General features: G+C 62.2%; 13 protein-coding genes. 4 read left to right on the top strand and 9 right to left on the bottom strand.

Annotation, left to right across the window (positions count from 1 at the left end; genetic code table 11):
* Positions 1-2 precede the first annotated feature (2 nt).
* From pheA to mtnA, 4 genes are all read right to left on the bottom strand, one after another.
* Positions 3-1,097 (bottom strand): prephenate dehydratase, encoded by a 1,095-nt coding sequence (pheA, locus tag A7K61_RS06125; RefSeq protein ID WP_003172650.1) that lies wholly within the window; start codon positions 1,095-1,097, stop codon positions 3-5.
* Complete coding sequence (gene serC / locus A7K61_RS06120; protein ID WP_069557164.1) at positions 1,097-2,182, bottom strand: 3-phosphoserine/phosphohydroxythreonine transaminase; 1,086 nt, start codon at positions 2,180-2,182, stop codon at positions 1,097-1,099. The genes pheA and serC overlap by 1 nt, the downstream gene beginning before the upstream one ends.
* Positions 2,183-2,424: 242 nt before the next feature.
* Positions 2,425-5,079, bottom strand: a complete 2,655-nt coding sequence (gene gyrA, locus A7K61_RS06115; RefSeq protein ID WP_032892792.1) for a DNA gyrase subunit A — start codon at positions 5,077-5,079, stop codon at positions 2,425-2,427.
* 424 nt (positions 5,080-5,503) lie between these two features.
* Positions 5,504-6,574, bottom strand: a complete 1,071-nt coding sequence (gene mtnA, locus A7K61_RS06110) for an S-methyl-5-thioribose-1-phosphate isomerase (RefSeq protein WP_069557163.1) — start codon at positions 6,572-6,574, stop codon at positions 5,504-5,506.
* A 109-nt stretch (positions 6,575-6,683) separates the two neighbouring features.
* Here mtnA and A7K61_RS06105 point away from each other — a divergent pair, with 109 nt between their 5' ends.
* The 4 genes from A7K61_RS06105 to A7K61_RS06090 all read left to right on the top strand — a co-directional run bounded on the left by A7K61_RS06105 (position 6,684) and on the right by A7K61_RS06090 (position 10,372).
* On the top strand, positions 6,684-8,015 hold the full coding sequence (locus tag A7K61_RS06105) for a TRZ/ATZ family hydrolase (protein WP_069557162.1): 1,332 nt from the start codon (positions 6,684-6,686) through the stop codon (positions 8,013-8,015).
* Between the two features lie 64 nt (positions 8,016-8,079).
* A complete protein-coding gene (ubiG, locus tag A7K61_RS06100) occupies positions 8,080-8,778 on the top strand; it encodes a bifunctional 2-polyprenyl-6-hydroxyphenol methylase/3-demethylubiquinol 3-O-methyltransferase UbiG (protein WP_003189760.1) in 699 nt (232 codons plus the stop codon).
* Between the two features lie 4 nt (positions 8,779-8,782).
* On the top strand, positions 8,783-9,454 hold the full coding sequence (mupP, locus tag A7K61_RS06095; RefSeq protein WP_044272956.1) for an N-acetylmuramic acid 6-phosphate phosphatase MupP: 672 nt from the start codon (positions 8,783-8,785) through the stop codon (positions 9,452-9,454).
* 177 nt (positions 9,455-9,631) lie between these two features.
* Positions 9,632-10,372 carry a YciK family oxidoreductase gene (locus A7K61_RS06090; protein WP_003189758.1) on the top strand — a complete coding sequence of 247 codons (741 nt, stop codon included), beginning with the start codon at positions 9,632-9,634 and terminating at the stop codon, positions 10,370-10,372.
* A gap of 134 nt (positions 10,373-10,506) precedes the next feature.
* Here the strand turns inward: A7K61_RS06090 and A7K61_RS06085 are convergent, their stop codons facing one another.
* The 5 genes from A7K61_RS06085 to A7K61_RS06065 are packed head-to-tail and all read right to left on the bottom strand — an operon-like array spanning position 10,507 to position 15,776.
* Positions 10,507-12,021 (bottom strand): ABC transporter substrate-binding protein, encoded by a 1,515-nt coding sequence (locus A7K61_RS06085; RefSeq protein ID WP_069557161.1) that lies wholly within the window; start codon positions 12,019-12,021, stop codon positions 10,507-10,509.
* Positions 12,022-12,053: 32 nt separating this feature from the next.
* Positions 12,054-13,025 (bottom strand): ABC transporter ATP-binding protein, encoded by a 972-nt coding sequence (locus A7K61_RS06080; protein ID WP_069557160.1) that lies wholly within the window; start codon positions 13,023-13,025, stop codon positions 12,054-12,056.
* Positions 13,022-13,978 (bottom strand): ABC transporter ATP-binding protein, encoded by a 957-nt coding sequence (locus A7K61_RS06075; protein ID WP_069557159.1) that lies wholly within the window; start codon positions 13,976-13,978, stop codon positions 13,022-13,024. The genes A7K61_RS06080 and A7K61_RS06075 overlap by 4 nt, the downstream gene beginning before the upstream one ends.
* On the bottom strand, positions 13,975-14,832 hold the full coding sequence (locus A7K61_RS06070; protein ID WP_034135122.1) for an ABC transporter permease: 858 nt from the start codon (positions 14,830-14,832) through the stop codon (positions 13,975-13,977). Before A7K61_RS06070 ends, A7K61_RS06075 begins: the two co-directional genes overlap by 4 nt.
* Entirely contained in the window at positions 14,829-15,776 is a 948-nt protein-coding gene (locus A7K61_RS06065; RefSeq protein ID WP_034135121.1) for an ABC transporter permease, read from the bottom strand. The genes A7K61_RS06070 and A7K61_RS06065 overlap by 4 nt, the downstream gene beginning before the upstream one ends.
* Position 15,777 lies beyond the last annotated feature (1 nt).

The following is a 15,777-nucleotide window of genomic DNA, read 5'->3' as shown; positions in this document are numbered from 1 at the left end:
CCTCACAAAACCGCTTTCGGGTAAGAGCCCAGCACCTTGAGTGCCACGGCTTCCTGACTGATCTTCTCCAGCACGCCCTTGACCAGCGGGTCGCGGTGATGGCCGATGAAGTCGATAAAGAACACGTAGGTCCACTTACCGCTGCGCGAAGGACGAGTCTCGATGCGCGTCAGGTCAATCCCGTTATCGTGGAACGGCACCAGCAGCTCATGCAGCGCGCCGGGCTTGTTGCTCATGGAAACGATGATCGAGGTCTTGTCGTCGCCAGTGGGCGGCACTTCCTGGCTGCCGATCATCAAAAAGCGCGTGGAGTTGTCCGGGCGGTCTTCGATTTTCTCGGCCAGGCGCGTCAGGCCGTACAGGCCCGCGGCCATATCGCCGGCAATCGCCGCCGAATTCCACTCACCCTTGACCCGCTTGGCCGCCTCAGCATTGCTGGACACCGCCACGCGCTCGACATTCGGGTAATGGGCGTCCAGCCACTTGCGGCACTGGGCCAGGGACTGGGCGTGGGAATAGATACGGCTGATGCTGTCGGTCTTGGTGTTTTCACCCACCAGCAGGTGGTGGTGGATACGCAGTTCCACCTCACCGCAGATCACCATGTCGTGTTCGAGGAAGCTGTCCAGGGTGTGGTTGACCGCGCCTTCGGTGGAGTTTTCCACCGGCACCACGCCAAAATTCACCGCACCGGCCGCGACTTCACGGAAGACTTCGTCGATGGCCGCCATCGGCTTACTGATCACCGCGTGGCCGAAGTGCTTCATGGCCGCCGCCTGGGTGAAGGTGCCTTCAGGGCCGAGGTAGGCCACTTTCAGCGGCTGCTCCAGCGCCAGGCACGAAGACATGATTTCACGGAACAACCGCGCCATCTCTTCGTTGCCCAACGGCCCCTTGTTGCGCTCCATCACACGCTTGAGCACCTGCGCTTCACGCTCGGGGCGGTAGAACACCGGCACTTCGCCTTCCGCGAGGGAGGCCATCTTTACCCGTGCCACTTCCTGGGCGCAGCGCGCACGCTCACTGATCAGCTCCAGGACTTTCTCGTCCAGGCTGTCAATGCGCACGCGCAGGGCCTTTAGTTCTTGCTCAGACATTAGCCGTGTTCCTTCTCGAACTCTGCCATGTAGGCAACCAGCGCATTGATGGCGTGGATGTCGACGGCGTTATAAATGGAGGCGCGCATGCCGCCCACCGAGCGGTGGCCCTTGAGGTTCAGCAGGCCGCGCGCGTCGGCGCCAGCCAGGAACGGCTTGTCGAGGCGGTCGTCAGCCAGGCGGAACGGCACGTTCATCCACGAGCGGTCAGTGAGGTTGATCGGGTTGCTGTACAGGCCGCTGGCGTCGATGAAGTCGTACAGGACGCGCTTCTTCTCTTCGTTGAGCTTGCCCATGGCCGCGACACCGCCCTGCTCCTTGAGCCATTCGAACACCAGGCCCGACAGGTACCAGGCAAACGCCGGCGGGGTGTTGTACATCGAGCCGTTATCGGCTGCGACCTTGTAGTTGAGCATGGTCGGGCACAGCGAACGGGCACGGCCCAGCAGGTCTTCGCGGATGATATTGACCAGGATGCCGCTCGGGCCGATGTTCTTCTGCGCGCCGGCGTAGATCATGCCGTACTTGGACACGTCGATCGGGCGCGAGAGGATGTCCGAAGACATGTCGCACACCAGTGGCACGTCACTGACTTCAGGCACCCAATCAAATTCCAGGCCACCGATGGTTTCGTTCGCGACGTAGTGAACGTAGGCCGCGTCCTTGGACAGCGTCCACTCGTTCTGACCGGGAATGGCGAAGTAATCGTAGGGTTTGGCGGTGCCTGCCACGTTGACATGGCCGTAGCGCGAGGCTTCTTCGATAGCCTTCTGCCCCCAGATACCGGTGTCGATATAGTCGGCAGTACCGCCTTCGGGCAGCAGGTTCAGCGGCAACTGGGCGAACTGTTGGCTCGCGCCGCCTTGCAGGAACAGCACTTTGTAATTGGATGGGATGTCCAGCAAGTCGCGCAGGTCCTGCTCGGCCTTGTTGGCGATGGACACGAACTCATCGCTGCGATGGCTCATTTCCATCACGGAGAGGCCTTTTCCATGCCAGTCGAGGAGTTCACCCTGCGCACGCTGCAGGACTGCTTCAGGAAGCGCCGCGGGACCGGCACAGAAGTTATAGGCTCTCTTGCTCACATCCAATCTCACTCTGATCTGGTGGGGCTGCAATCATGTCAGCAACGCCCTCATTCTGAAGCGGGCATCTGTGGGAGCTGGCTTGCCTGCGATAGCAGCGCCGCGGTATCACTGAATGACCGAGGCGCCTGCATCGCAGGCAAGCCAGCTCCCACGTGGACCGCGTCCAGGCAAAGGGCGCTGTGTTTCATAGGGGACAAACAACAAGGGGGCGAATCTTCATCCGCCCCCTGTGTGTCCGCTTATTCCTGCGGTTCTTCTTCGTCTGCGGCAGCGTCGAGGGTTGGCTCGTCAACGTTGTCATCGCCGGCTGCGATCACCTCGCCTTCAAACTCCTCACCTTCGAGCTCTTCGCCTTCGACTTCCGAAGGCTCCTGCACACGTTCCAGGCCGACCAGTTTTTCGTCCTTGGCCAGCTTAATCAGGGTCACGCCCTGGGTGTTACGGCCCAGGCTCGAGACTTCTGCCACACGGGTACGCACCAGGGTGCCCTGGTCGGAAATCAGCATGATTTCCTCGCCATCGAGCACCTGTACCGCGCCTACCAGACGGCCGTTGCGGTCGTTGCTGACCATGGCGATCACGCCCTGGCCGCCACGCTTGTACTCCGGGAACTCACTGATGGCGGTGCGCTTGCCATAACCACGCTCGGAAGCGGTGAGGATCTGGCTGCCTTCTTCCGGGATCAGCATCGAAATCAGCTTCTGCCCTTCTGGCAGGCGCATGCCGCGTACACCGCGGGCAGTACGGCCCATGGCACGTACATCGGATTCCTTGAAGCGTGTGACCTTGCCGCCATCGGAGAACAGCATGACTTCGCGTTCGCCGTCGGTGATGGCTGCGGAAATCAGTACGTCGCCTTCGTCCAGCTCCAGGGCGATCAGCCCCACGCTGCGCTGACGGCTGAAGGATTCCAGCGGGGTCTTCTTCACGGTGCCTTTGGCGGTGGCCATGAAGATGAAGTGACCTTCGGTGTATTCCTCGACCGGCAGCATGGTGGTGATGTACTCATCACTGTCCAGCGGCAGCAGGTTGACCAACGGACGACCACGGGCAGCGCGGGAGGCCTCCGGGATTTCGTAGGTCTTGAGCCAGTACACCTTGCCCTTGCTGGAGAACAGCAGCAGCGTGGTGTGACTGTTGGCGACCAGCAGGTGAGCGATGTAGTCCTCATCCTTCACGCCGGTAGCCGATTTGCCTTTACCGCCACGACGCTGGGCCTGGTAAGCCGCCAGCGGTTGGGTCTTGGCATAGCCACCGTGGGAGATGGTCACCACGCGCTCTTCTTCCGGGATCATGTCACCCAGGGTCAGGTCCAGACGCGCATCGAGGATTTCGGTGCGGCGTACGTCGCCGTATTCGGCGCGGATCACTTCCAGTTCTTCGCGGATCACTTCCATCAGGCGCACGGCGCTGCTGAGGATGCGGATCAACTCGCCGATCTGGTTGAGGATCTCCTGGTACTCGGCCAGCAGCTTCTCGTGCTCAAGGCCGGTGAGGCGGTGCAGACGCAGCTCCAGGATGGCCTGGGCCTGTTCTGGTGACAGGAAGTACTTGCCTTCACGCAGACCGTATTGCGGGTCCAGGGTCTCCGGGCGGCACGAGTCAGCGCCAGCGCGCTCAACCATCGCGACCACGGCGCTGGATTCCCACGGCGTGCTGATCAGCGCTTCCTTGGCTTCCGACGGGGTTGGCGAGGCCTTGATCAGGGCGATCACCGGGTCGATGTTCGACAACGCAACCGCCTGGCCTTCCAGGATATGGCCGCGCTCGCGGGCCTTGCGCAGTTCGAACACGGTGCGGCGGGTCACCACTTCGCGGCGGTGACGCACGAAGGCTTCCAGCAGGTCCTTGAGGTTCAGGATGCGCGGGCGGCCGTCGATCAGGGCAACCACGTTGATACCAAACACGCTTTGCAGCTGGGTCTGGGCGTAGAGGTTGTTGAGGATCACCTCTGGCACTTCACCACGGCGCAGCTCGATTACTACGCGCATACCGTCTTTGTCGGACTCGTCGCGCAGCTCGGTGATGCCTTCCAGCTTCTTCTCTTTAACCAGCTCGGCGATCTTCTCGATCAAGCGTGCCTTGTTCAGCTGGTACGGGAGTTCGGTGATGACGATCTGCTGGCGGCCACCGACCTTGTCGATGTCTTCGATCATCGAGCGGGCACGCATGTAAATACGCCCGCGACCGGTACGGTAGGCTTCGATGATGCCGGCGCGACCGTTGATGATCGCGGCGGTCGGGAAGTCCGGGCCGGGGATGTATTGCATCAGCTCATCGACGGTCAGCTCAGGGTTGTCGATAAGGGCCAGGCAACCGTCGATGACTTCACCGAGGTTGTGCGGCGGGATGTTGGTGGCCATGCCCACGGCGATACCGCTGGAACCGTTGACCAGCAGGTTGGGGATCTTGGTGGGCATGACAGCCGGGATCATTTCGGTGCCGTCGTAGTTCGGCACCCAGTCCACGGTTTCTTTGTGCAGGTCAGCCAGCAATTCGTGCGCCAGCTTGGTCATGCGCACTTCGGTGTATCGCATGGCCGCGGCGTTGTCGCCGTCCACCGAACCGAAGTTGCCCTGGCCGTCTACCAGCAGGTAGCGCAGGGAAAACGGCTGCGCCATCCGAACGATGGTGTCGTACACCGCAGTGTCGCCGTGAGGGTGATACTTACCGATCACGTCACCGACAACACGGGCAGATTTCTTGTACGGCTTGTTCCAGTCGTTACCCAGCTCGCTCATCGCGAACAGCACACGCCGGTGCACGGGCTTCAAGCCATCGCGCGCATCAGGCAGTGCCCGACCGACAATTACGCTCATCGCGTAGTCGAGGTAGGACTGTTTCAGCTCGTCTTCGATATTGACCGGGAGGATTTCTTTGGCCAGTTCGCCCATGAGAAGCCTGATTCCTTTTTCGGGTGAAACCTCGTCACATCCATTCGGGACGAACGAAGCTCGCCGCTGCCGGCACGGTGCCTGACAACGACTTACGACAAATCAACGAGTTATGACACGGATCTGCACGTTATAGGCCACCCCTCGGGGCAGCCCTGGAAACCGCCGGATGTTATCACAATCGCCGCCACGCACCTATCCCCCTGATGCGCATGGAGGCTAGTAATTTGACGGATGACAGGCTTGAAGGGGACGAGAGGGGCTCAGAGGCGCGGTGGTGCTTTTTTTTGAGGGTGGAATGCAGGAGTTTTGTTGACTTCAAGGGCCAATCGCAGGCAAGCCCGCTCCCACCTTTGATTTGTGAACACCGTTAAATGTGGGAGCTGGCTTGCCTGCGATAGCGCCCCCACAGGCGCCCACACACTCAATGCAGGCGCTTACGGCACATCAACTTGGCCAACTTGGCCACATCCGGCCGCTCCACCACGCCCTTTTCAGTCACGATGACATCAATCAGATCCGCAGGCGTCACATCAAACACAGGGTTAAACGCCGCGACATCCAACCGCTGCCCATCAACCTCCAGCAACTCGCCACTATCGCGCTGCTCCAGCGCAACATCATCGCCAGTAGCCATCATCAAATCCAGGGTCGAACTCGACGCCACCACCATAAAGCGCACGCCATGGTGCATGGCACACACGGCCAGCTGATAAGTGCCGATCTTGCTGATCACATCGCCATTGGCCGCGATACAGTCAGCACCGACCACCACCCACGTCACGCCTTTGGTCTTGAGGATATGCGCCCCGGCGGAGTCGGCATTCACCGCCACCGGGATGCCCTGGCCCGCCAACTCCCACGCCGTCAGGCGCGAGCCTTGCAGCCATGGGCGGGTTTCATTGACATAGACCTGCTCGACCAAGCCCTCCAGATACGCTGCATGAATCACCCCGAGGGCTGTGCCAACTCCGCCGGAGGCCAACGCGCCGGCGTTGCCATGGGTGAGGATCGCCTGGGCGTTGCCCTGGTGCTTGCGAATCCGCTCCATACCCAACTGGGCCATGACCACATTGGCCTCCCGGTCGCTTTCATGGATCGCCACGGCTTCGGCTTCCAGCACCACCAGCGGGTCGGCGTGCTGCTTGAGGCGGTCGAGGCGGTCGCGCATGCGCTGCAAGGCCCAGAACAAGTTCGATGCGGTCGGTCGAGTATGGGCCAGCAAGGCGTAGTCTTCTTCCCACGCGGCCTGCCAGTCACCGCCCTCGGCGATGCGCTCGCGGGCGGCGAGCACCAAGCCATAGGCGGCGCAGATGCCGATAGCCGGTGCGCCCCGCACCACCATGGTGCGAATCGCGTCGGCCACTGCTTCAACAGTAACGCAGGCTACCCAGCGCTCACGGGACGGCAAAACACGCTGATCGAGCAGGTGCAGCGCGCCATCACGCCATTGGATGGCCTTCACTTTCTCTGCAGCCAACAGTCGGTCGCGCATCCCTTACCCCGCACTCATGAACAAAAGCCGCCGATTATAGCGATCCGCCAGCCAGGACGCTCGGGTATACTTCGCCCTTCTTTTATAGCTGCCTGGGAAGAAGCCTGCGATGACCTCCACTGCCGCCCCGCTCGACTTGTTGCTGCTGCCGACCTGGCTGGTACCCGTCGAGCCCGCTGGCGTGGTGCTCAAGGAGCATGGCCTGGGTATCCGCGATGGCTGCATTGCCTTTATCGGGCCACGGGACGCGGCGTTAAAGCTGGCGGCGCGCGAGGTGCGCGAACTGCCCGGCATGCTGCTCAGCCCCGGCCTGGTCAACGCCCACGGCCATGCCGCCATGACCCTGTTCCGCGGCCTGGCCGACGATTTGCCGCTGATGACCTGGCTGGAAAAACACATCTGGCCTGCCGAAGCCAAGTGGGTCGACGAAGCGTTCGTGCGCGACGGCACCAACCTGGCCATTGCCGAGCAGATCAAGGGCGGCATCACCTGCTTCTCGGACATGTACTTCTACCCCAAGGTCGCCAGTGACTGCGTGCACAACAGCGGTATGCGTGCGCAGATCGCGCTGCCGATCCTCGACTTCCCGATCCCCGGCGCCAGCAGTGCCGACGAGGCGATTCGCCAGGGTATCGAGCTGTTCGGCGACCTCAAACACCACCCGCGCATCAAGATCAGCTTCGGCCCCCACGCGCCGTACACCGTATGTGATGCCAACCTGGAAAAGATCCGGGTGATCGCCGAAGAGCTGGACGCCGTGATCCATATGCATGTTCACGAAACCGCCTTTGAAGTGCAGCAAGCCGTCGAGCAGACCGGCGAGCGGCCATTGGCGCGCCTGGCTCGCCTCGGCCTGCTGGGCCCGCGCTTTCAGGCCGTGCACATGACCCAAATCAGCGAAAACGACCTGGCTTTGCTGGTAGAAAGCAACACCAGCGTCATTCACTGCCCGGAATCAAACCTGAAACTGGCCAGCGGCTTTTGCCCGGTGGAACGCTTGTGGCAGGCTGGCGTCAACGTGGCCATCGGCACCGACGGCGCTGCCAGCAACAATGATCTGGATTTGCTCGGCGAAACCCGCACGGCGGCGATGCTGGCCAAGGCCGTGGCCGGCTCGGCGACTGCGCTGGATGCCCACCGCGCCTTGCGCATGGCCACGCTCAACGGTGCCAGGGCAATGGGCCTGGACAGCCAGATTGGCTCATTGGAAGTCGGCAAGGCAGCCGACATCGTCGCCTTTGATCTTTCCGGGCTGGCGCAACAACCGATCTACGATCCGGTCTCACAGCTTATATATGCCACCGGGCGCGATTGCGTGAAACACCTTTGGGTCGCCGGCAAGCCATTGCTCGACGACCGGCAATTGACCCGCATGGATGAACAACAGTTGACCGCCACGGCCATTGCCTGGGGCCAACGCATCAGCGGGCACAGCGAATAACGCCGTTGCTGAACCCATGAGCTCAGCAACGACAAACCGACTTATCAGATTCAGAGGATTCACCATGAGCAACGTCGACCACGCCGAAATCGCCAAGTTTGAAGCCCTGGCCCACCGCTGGTGGGACCGCGAGAGCGAATTCAAACCCCTGCACGACATCAACCCACTGCGGGTCAACTGGATTGACGAGCGCGTCAACCTGGCCGGCAAGAAGGTGCTGGACGTCGGTTGCGGCGGCGGCATCCTCAGCGAAGCCATGGCCCAGCGTGGCGCCACCGTCATGGGCATCGACATGGGCGAAGCGCCGCTGGCCGTGGCCCAGTTGCACCAGCTCGAATCCGGCGTGAGCGTGGAGTACCGCCAGATCACCGCCGAAGCCCTGGCCGAAGAAATGCCCGAGCAGTTCGACGTGGTCACCTGCCTGGAAATGCTCGAACACGTGCCAGACCCGTCCTCGGTGATCCGCGCCTGTTTCCGTATGGTCAAGCCCGGCGGCCAGGTGTTCTTCTCCACCATCAACCGCAACCCCAAGGCTTACCTGTTCGCGATCATCGGCGCCGAATACATCATGAAGCTGCTGCCGCGCGGCACCCATGACTTCAAGAAGTTCATCCGCCCTTCCGAGCTGGGTGCGTGGAGCCGCCAGGCCGGGCTGACCGTCAAGGACATCATCGGCCTGACCTACAACCCGCTGACCAAGCACTACAAGCTGGCCAACGACGTTGACGTCAACTACATGATCCAGACCCTGCGCGAGGAGTAAGCCTGTGAAGTTGCGAGCGGTTCTCTTCGACATGGACGGTACCCTGCTGGACACCGCGCCGGACTTTATCGCCATCTGCCAGGCCATGCGTGCCGACCGTGGCCTGGCGCCGATCAACCCCGAGCACATCCGTGATGAAATTTCCGGTGGTGCGCGGGCGATGGTCGCCGTGACCTTCTCGATGGACCCGGAGTCGCCGGGCTTTGAGGAACTGCGCCAGGAATTCCTGGAGCGTTACCTCAAAGATTGCGCAGTGCACAGCAAACTGTTCGACGGCATGGCCGAGCTGCTGGAAGACATCGAGAAAGCCAAGCTGATCTGGGGCGTGGTCACCAACAAGCCGGTGCGCTTTGCCGAACCGATCATGCAGCGCCTGGGCCTGGCCGAGCGTTCGGCCGTGCTGATCTGCCCAGACCACGTAAAAAACAGCAAGCCCGACCCGGAGCCGATGATCCTGGCGTGCAAGATGCTCGGCCTGGACCCGGCCAGCGTGCTGTTCGTGGGCGATGACCTGCGCGACATCGAATCCGGCCGCGACGCCGGTACACGCACGGCGGCGGTCACCTACGGCTATATCCACCCGGACGACAACCCCCGCCACTGGGGCGCGGATGTGGTGGTGGATCATCCGTTGGAATTGCGCAAGGTGCTGGATAACGCGCTGTGCAGTTGCTGATGGCTCGAAGATCTCAACAACACTGAGATCAATGTGGGAGCTGGCTTGCCTGCGATAGCGGCCTGCCAGCCAGCACATTTGGCGACAGGTAGTCCGCCATCGCAGGCAAGCCAGCTCCCACAGGAAATGGATTCCACTTCAAGTGGTGTATCACCTTGAATTTTGTCGAGGCTTTTTATGTTTGATTACTCTGCACCGCCAGAACTGCTCAAAGGCCGGACCATCCTGGTGACCGGCGCCGGTCGCGGGATTGGTGCGGCAGCGGCAAAAACCTATGCCGCCCATGGCGCCACCGTGCTGTTGCTGGGCAAGACCGAAGCCAACCTGGCCCAGGTGTATGACGAGATCGAAGCCGCCGGCCACCCGCAGCCGGTGGTGATCCCGTTCAACCTGGAGACCGCCCTGCCCCATCAATACGATGAGCTGGCAGCGATGATCGAAAAAGCATTCGGCCACCTCGACGGCCTGTTGCACAACGCCTCGATCATCGGCCCACGCACGCCCATCGAGCAGTTGTCCGGCGAGAACTTCATGCGGGTGATGCACGTGAACGTCAACGCGATGTTCATGCTGACCAGCACGTTGCTGCCGCTGCTCAAGCTGTCCCAGGATGCGTCGGTGGTGTTCACCTCCAGCAGCGTCGGGCGCAAGGGCCGTGCTTATTGGGGTGCCTATGGGGTGTCCAAGTTCGCCACCGAGGGGCTGATGCAAACCCTGGCCGATGAGCTGGAAGATGTGGCCGCAGTGCGCGCCAACAGCATCAACCCGGGCGGCACCCGCACCAGCATGCGCGCCCAGGCGTACCCCGGGGAAAACCCGATGGAAAGGCCAGCACCGGAAGAGATCATGCCGGTGTACCTGTACCTGATGGGGCCGGACAGTGCCGGCATCAATGGCCAGGCCTTCGATGCGCAATAAGCCCTGACACACCGCAAAACAAAGGTGGGAGCTGGCTTGCCTGCGATAGCATCACCGCGGTGCAACTGAAGCACCGAGGTGTCTGCATCGCAGGCAAGCCAGCTCCCACATTGTTTTGTGGTGTAGTTAAAAACTCAGTTTTTGACCACTTCCTCCAAGGTGAAGCGCCCCAACGGGTTCTGCAGGAAGTTACTTACGTTCTTGCGCGAGATGTTGATGTACGGGCTGTAGTACAGGTCAATCCAGTTCACATCCTGTTTGGCCAGCTTCTGCAACTCCACATACATTTGCTCGCGCTTGGCCGGGTCTGCCTCGATCCGCGCGGCCGCCACCAAGGCCTTGACCTGGTCGTTCTTGTAGCGGGTCATGTAGTTCTGGTTGGTGTCGTGGCCCAACACGAAGGTGGTTTTCTGGTCGGGGTCGAGGATGTCGTTGGTCCAGTACATCACCGAAATATCGTACTCACCGTCCACCAGCATCTGCCAGCTTTGGGTCGGGTCGACTTTCTGCAGGTTGGCGGTCACACCGACCTTGGCCAGCTGGTCCTTGATGATGACCGCGATCTGCTCGTCGGCCTCGTTGCCGGCGTTGACCACGTAGTTGAGCTTCAAATCCTGGGCCCCCGCAGCGGCCAGCAGCTTCTTGGCTTCGGCCGGGTCGTACGGGCGTTGCAGGTTGTTGGCGTAGTGGTACAGCGAGCCCTTGGGAATGTAGGAATAAGCCACGGTGCCTTGACCGTAAGTGACCGCTTTGACCAGCGATTGCTTGTCGATGGCCATGTCCAGGGCCTGGCGCACTTGCGGCTTGGCCAACAAACCGTGCTCGTGGTTGATCAACAGGTGATCTTCACGGGTGGACGGGTCGGCGTGGATCACCACGTTCGGGTCTTTTTTCAGCTCTTGCACCCGGGAGAACGGCACAAAGATCGCCGTGTCGAGTTCGTTGTTCTGCACCATGCGCATGCGCGTGTTGTCATCGGTCACCGACACCCATTCCACGCCGTCCAGGCTCACGCTGCTGGCCTGCCAGAAATTCGGGTTTTTCTTCAGGATCACCCGGTCGCCCTTGCGCCACTCGTCCACGGTAAACGCGCCGGAGGTCACCGGGTTTTCCGAGTAGGCGTCTTCGCCCATCTTGGTCATGGCTTTTTCCGACAGGATCGACACCGTTGGCGACGCCAGTTGCGAGAGGAAGGCCACCGCCGGGGTTTTCAGGGTGACCACCAGGGTCTTGGCATCGCTGGCCGTGGCGGTATTGATCAGGCTGAACGGGTCGCTCCACAGCGAGGCCTTGTTGTCACGAATACGCAGCAGGCTGAACGCGGCGTCGGCGGCGGTGATCGGCGAGCCGTCAGAGAACTTCGCCTCGCGCAACTTGAAGGTGTAGGTCAGGCCATCCTTGGAAATGTCCCAGCTTTCGGCCAGGCCCGGTTCCATCTTGGTGCCCAGGTTATCCACGCGCACCAGGGTGTCGTAGACGTTGGCGAACACCCAGGTGTCGCGGTTTTGCGCGCTTTTGATCGGGTCGAAAGTGGTGCTGTCTTCACGGCAGCCGATGGTGAGCACACCGGCGGCCTGGGCCAGGCCGGCGGTCAGCGACCAGGCCGTGAGGGTAGCGGCGGCGAGCAATTTCAAGTGGCGCGAGTGCATATCACAACTCCTTGTTAATGAATGGCAGAGGGTCAAAGCAAAGGGTCTTCAAGCACGCAACTGTACCGATGCTCGTGCAGGAAATGGGTGGGGGGCAATACCGTGGAACACATGGCTTGCGCATACCGGCACCGCGGGTGGAAGGCACAGCCTGTCGGCAGATTCAGTGGGCTGGGCGGCTCACCGGGCAACGGCTGTGCTGGCAATGGCCGGTGCGGATCGATCTCCGGGATGGCCTGGATCAGCGCCGCCGTATACGGGTGACGGGGCGCGGTGAACACCGCTTCCACCGGCCCCTCCTCGACGATCTTGCCCAGGTACATCACCGCCACGCGGTCGCACAGGCGCCGCACGATGGCCAGGTCATGGGCGATAAACAGGATCGCCAGGTTCATGCGTTGTTGCAGTTCCAGCAGCAGGTTGATGATCTGGCCCTGGATCGACACATCCAGCGCCGCCACGCATTCATCGGCGATGATCAGGCGCGGCTCCACCGCCAGCGCCCGGGCGATCCCCACGCGCTGGCACTGGCCGCCACTCAGGGAGCCGGGCTTACGCGTCGCCAGTTCGGGACGCAGGCCCACCAGTTCCAGCAGTTCGTTGACGCGCGCGGGAATCTGCGCCACCGCCACTTTGCGCTGTACCCGCAGGACTTCGGCGAGGGTTTCGCCAATGCTGTGTCGTGGATTGAGCGCGGCATAAGGGTCCTGGAAAATCATCGCGGTTTCATGCCGCAGCCGGGCAATGTCGATGTCACTGCCATGGGCCATGTCGATACCGTCGAACAGCACTTGCCCGGCGCTGATCGGGTTGAGGTGCAAAATTGCCCGGCCCAGGGTGCTCTCGCCACTGCCGGACTCGCCCACCAAACCCAGGGTTTCACCGGCGGCGAGGTTCAGCGACACCCCGTTCACCGCCCTCACCCACTGGCGGTTGAGGCCAAACAGGCCGCTGCCGGACGCGGCAAAGCGTACTTCCAGATCCTTGACCTGTAACAAGCTCATGGGCGCGCTCCCAACGGGTAGTGACAGGCCACGCGTGCGCCCTGGGGCAGCAACTCGGTGCACAAGGCGCCGGCCTGCGGGCAGCGCGGGTGGAAGCGGCAGCCGTCGGGCAACGCATCGAGCAACGGCGGCTGGCCAGCAATGGTGCGCAACAACGCATGCCCGCTGCTGTGGGCCGGCTGGCAGTCGATCAGGCCTGCGGTGTACGGATGTTGCGGTTGGGCCAGCAACTCGTATTTGCTGCCGTGCTCGCACAGGCGCCCGGCGTACATCACGGCGATGGCATCGCAGGTTTGCGCCACCACGCCCAGGTCATGGGTGATCATGATGATCGACAGGCCACGCTGGTCGCGCAGGTCGAGCAACAGCCGCAGGATTTGCGCCTGCACCGTCACATCCAGGGCGGTGGTCGGCTCGTCGGCGATCAGCACCTTCGGGTTGCAGCCCAGGGCCACGGCGATCATGGCGCGCTGGCGCATGCCGCCGGAAAACTCATGGGGGTAGTTGTCGACCCGCGCCTGTGGGTCGGGAATCCCGACCTGACGCAATACCTCGATCGCCTGCAAGCGCGCGTCTTTTTTCGACGCGCCTTGGTGCAGGCGGATGCCCTCGGCGATCTGCTCACCGATGCGCATCAACGGGTCGAGGTGGCTGCTGGGGTTCTGGAAGACCATGCCCAACTGCCCGCCGCGCACAGCGCGCATGCCGGCATCATCCAGGGCCAGCAGGTCCTGGCCGGCCAACCGTACGGCGCCACCCTGCACGCGCAGATTGGGTGACGGTAGCAGGCGCATCAAGCCGCGGCAGGCCATGGTCTTGCCCGAACCGCTCTCGCCCACCAGGCCGAGGATTTCACCTTCGGCCAGGTCGAAGGACACCCGATCCACCAAGGTGATATCACGCCCAGCGTTGTCGGCGATCACACTGAGGTCGCGCACTTGCAGCAGGCTCATGAACGCTCCCCCAATACCTGCGCAACGCCGTCGGCCAGCAGGCTGAAGCCCATGGCCAAGGTCACGATGGCCAGACCCGGGAAGGTGCAGATCCACCAGGCGGTGGTGATAAAGGCTTGCCCCTCGGCCACCATCGTCCCCCATTCGGCGGTCGGTGGTTGCACGCCCAGGCCCAGGTAACTGACGGCGGCGCCGTTGAGCAGCACCAGCACCGCGTCAGACATGGAAAACACAATGGAGCCAAACAGCGCATTGGGCAGCAAATGCCGGAACAGAATGCGCCCATGGCCAAAGCCCAGGCTCTTGGCGGCCAGGGCGAACTCGCTTTCCTTGAGCACCAGGATCTGCGAGCGAATCAGGCGCGCGTACGACACCCAACCCACCAGTGCCATGGCGATGTAGAAACTCTGCAAGCCCGGCCCGAGGATGGCCATGATCGCCAGCATCAACACCAGGAACGGGAACGCCAGCACCACATCGATCACACGCATGCAGACACTGTCGAAACGACCGCCGATATAACCCGAGACCGCACCGATAAAGGTGCCGATGATGAACGGGAAGATCACCCCGATAATCGCCAACTGCAGGTCGATGCGCGCGCCCCAGATCACCCTCGAGAGGATATCCCGGCCGTAATTGTCCGTACCCAACGGATGGGCAAGGCTGGGGGCCAGCAAACTGATGCTGGTGTCCTGGGCGATAGGGTCGTAGGGCGCGACCCACGGCGCAAACAGCGCCAGGGCCAACCACGCGAACAGGATCAACAACCCCCATGCGGCGGTCAGCCGGCCATTGCGAAAACCAAAGCGCAGGCGCAAGCGCCACGGGGCGATCAGTGGGCGACTGCTCATTGCATCTTCACCCGTGGGTCGAGGGCCACTGTCACCAGGTCGGCCAGGAAGTTGACCACCACCGTGGCACAGGCCAGCACCATCGCCACGCCCTGCACCACCATGTAGTCACGGGTAAAAATGCCGCGTACCAACAACTGGCCGATGCCTGGAATCGCGAACAGGCTTTCGATGACCACCGTGCCGCTGATCAGCCAACCGATGTTGACGGCCAGCAGGTTGACCGCCGGCACCAGCGCATTGGGCAGTACATGCCGGCGAAACACCGCGCCTTCAGGCAGCCCGCGCGCACGTGCGGCGGTGACGTGGTCCGCCTGCAACTCCATCAACATGCTCGCCCGCAGGTTGCGCACCAGCACCGCCGACAGCGCCAGGGCGATGGTCAGGCAGGGCAAGAGCATGTGGTGCGCCTTGTCCAGCCAGGTGCGCCCGTAACCAGACACCGGGAACAGGCCCCATTTCACGCTGAGCAGCAGGATCAGCATCAACCCCAGCCAGAACGCCGGCATGCCCAGGCCGACCGTGGTGAACACGCGGATCAGCTTGTCCGCCCAACGGCCCTGCTGGCGCGCCGCAATCGTCGCCAGTGGCAGCGCTATCAACAACGCGAGCACCACGCTGCCCAGCACCAGCACCAGGGTCGGCTCGATGCGGGTGACGATCAGTTTGAGGGCGTCGACCTTGTACAGCAGCGATTGGCCGAGGTCGCCCTTGAGCAGGTTTTTCAGGAAGTAAAAGTATTGCAGCCACAAGGGCTGGTCGAGGCCGAACTGGGCGCGGATCTTCAACAGCGCATCCGGCGTGCTGCGCGAACCCAGCAAGGCGCGCGCCGGGTCGCCGGGAATCGAGCGCACCAGCACGAACGTGATCAGGCTGATGCCCAGCAGCACCGGCAGCAATTGCAGGGGCCGGGACAACACAAAACGGTAGCGCGCCAGGTTCATG

It is taken from the genome of Pseudomonas sp. AP42, from assembly GCF_001728935.1.
GTDB lineage: Bacteria > Pseudomonadota > Gammaproteobacteria > Pseudomonadales > Pseudomonadaceae > Aquipseudomonas > Aquipseudomonas lactis.
The sequence above is the reverse complement of the archived record's forward strand: the minus strand, read 5'-3'. Positions and strand labels throughout refer to the sequence as shown.

Excerpts from the sequence above, each read along its gene's own strand:
- pheA (WP_003172650.1), bottom strand. The coding sequence starts at position 1,097 with ATGTCTGAGCAAGAACTAAAGGCCCTGCGCGTGCGCATTGACAGCCTG.
- gyrA (WP_032892792.1), bottom strand. The coding sequence starts at position 5,079 with ATGGGCGAACTGGCCAAAGAAATCCTCCCGGTCAATATCGAAGACGAG.
- mtnA (WP_069557163.1), bottom strand. The coding sequence starts at position 6,574 with ATGCGCGACCGACTGTTGGCTGCAGAGAAAGTGAAGGCCATCCAATGG.
- A7K61_RS06105 (WP_069557162.1), top strand. The coding sequence starts at position 6,684 with ATGACCTCCACTGCCGCCCCGCTCGACTTGTTGCTGCTGCCGACCTGG.
- ubiG (WP_003189760.1), top strand. The coding sequence starts at position 8,080 with ATGAGCAACGTCGACCACGCCGAAATCGCCAAGTTTGAAGCCCTGGCC.
- A7K61_RS06090 (WP_003189758.1), top strand. The coding sequence starts at position 9,632 with ATGTTTGATTACTCTGCACCGCCAGAACTGCTCAAAGGCCGGACCATC.
- A7K61_RS06085 (WP_069557161.1), bottom strand. The coding sequence starts at position 12,021 with ATGCACTCGCGCCACTTGAAATTGCTCGCCGCCGCTACCCTCACGGCC.
- A7K61_RS06080 (WP_069557160.1), bottom strand. The coding sequence starts at position 13,025 with ATGAGCTTGTTACAGGTCAAGGATCTGGAAGTACGCTTTGCCGCGTCC.
- A7K61_RS06075 (WP_069557159.1), bottom strand. The coding sequence starts at position 13,978 with ATGAGCCTGCTGCAAGTGCGCGACCTCAGTGTGATCGCCGACAACGCT.
- A7K61_RS06070 (WP_034135122.1), bottom strand. The coding sequence starts at position 14,832 with ATGAGCAGTCGCCCACTGATCGCCCCGTGGCGCTTGCGCCTGCGCTTT.
- A7K61_RS06065 (WP_034135121.1), bottom strand. The coding sequence starts at position 15,776 with ATGAACCTGGCGCGCTACCGTTTTGTGTTGTCCCGGCCCCTGCAATTG.